We start from the raw sequence: 1,568 nt of genomic DNA on the forward strand, positions 1-1,568 counted from the left end.
TGACGCTCGATGGCAGCCCGTGCCGCACGAGCCTGCGCCAGCAGCGCATCGCGCCATTTGATGCCCTGGTCGAGCGGCGGCGCGCTGCCATCCGGTCTGGGAACCGCCACGGTTTCCTCGGGGCCGTCATGCGGCGGCGCCAGCCAGCGCAGCAACTCGGCGCCGAAGCGATAGGCGGGCTCGTCCCCGCCCTGCCATTGCGGCATGTTCACTCTGAGGGTCGTAGAAGTCATGGCGTCATCCTTGCTTGCGGCAGAAAGGCGTTGCAGCGGGTCTAGGTATTCTGGCGGTCAAAGGCCAATTCCGGGCGGCAGCGTCACCCTGCCGCGTGGCGGCAATCCAATATGGGATAAAAGTCGTCGCGATGCACCTCAATGTGCTCGGCGTGGCGGTGTTCTCGCAAATCTGGAAATCCGGGCGACCCCCTTCCGGGGGGCTCTACGCCCTGCGGGGCGCTCACCGAACCCGCAAGGCGGTTTTGGCCGATGCCGGTAACGATCCTCGCGGCGCCCGTTGACAAGTGTCGTCCTAACAACGTCCGGCCCCGCACGGGGTAACGCTGAAGCCGGAAGCGCGCTTGCAAGCGCGCGCGATCTGCCCCGCCCATGGAAATCCGGCGGCTGGAACCGCCGGGGCCACTGGGCCTCCGGCGCAGGTCGGGATGTCATCGCCGACGAACCGGCCCTCATCCTCGTCCCCGCCGTTCCCGGCCCGCCGCACCCGGCACGGAAATCCATCATCGCCACCGATCCCCGCTGCCATAGCGGTCCTGACCTTCCGCATCCTGCCATTCCGTGCCGTGAATGACCGCCGCGATGCGACCGGCTTCATGCCGGTCTCGCAATATTGCTGGATGGTCCAACCCAAAGCCGATGAGGCGGCAGCCCTGCCATTCCGCGCCCCCGGCCCGACAGCTCGATCCTTCCCGCCCCGAACGCCCCGGCTTTCCGGCGGCAGCCGCGAAGACGACCAGCCAAGGAAAGCGAAGCGGCCCCGCCACGGGTGGCGCGGGTTTCCGGGTGATTTTGCCGATGGGACGGCACCGGCAAGCACGCCGCCGTTCTGCGATCTGTCCCCGTCATGCCCCCGGACGAACCAATCCCTCCGCCTGTCCGATCCCCTAACTCCGTGCGGTTTTCACCGGCAACCCCCAAGGCTCCGGACCGTGTTGCCGCGCGAGCGCGGCTGCCCGCCCCACTCCGAAGCCTTGCGGGCAAGCTGCCGCCCGAAAGGGGGAGGCAGTTGCAGGTGCCTCCCGACGGACTTTTCCGGGTCTCGTCGGAGGGAATGGTCCCTCCGGTGAAGCAACGGAGACAGACAATGCAGAACATCGTCATCCTCGCCGGCACCATCCGCCAGGCCCCCGAAACCCGCACCACCCGCAGCGGCACCGACGTCACCCGCTTCAGGCTGGTCACCGCGCGCCCGCGCTATTCGGAAGGCCGGGTCGTCCGCGACGAGAAGGGCTATCGGGTCGAGGACGCGGAATGGCACCGCGTCGTCGCCTTCAACGGCCTGGGCCGGACCATCCAGCAATATTGCGAATCCGGCACGAAGGTCCTGGTGCG

2 protein-coding genes are annotated in these 1,568 nt (G+C 67.9%); one reads left to right on the forward strand and one right to left on the reverse strand.

The features are described 5' to 3' along the window. Nucleotides 1-233 (reverse strand): hypothetical protein (locus AQY21_RS12965; protein ID WP_203416495.1); only part of this gene is annotated, 233 nt, incomplete at its 3' end. A gap of 1,087 nt (nt 234-1,320) precedes the next feature. On the opposite strand from AQY21_RS12965, the gene AQY21_RS12970 reads away from it, so the two are divergent. Continuing rightward, the coding region (locus AQY21_RS12970; RefSeq protein WP_152988219.1) for a single-stranded DNA-binding protein at nt 1,321-1,568 on the forward strand (248 nt) is incomplete at its 3' end.

It is taken from the genome of Paracoccus sp. MKU1, from assembly GCF_001447385.1.
GTDB lineage: Bacteria > Pseudomonadota > Alphaproteobacteria > Rhodobacterales > Rhodobacteraceae > Paracoccus.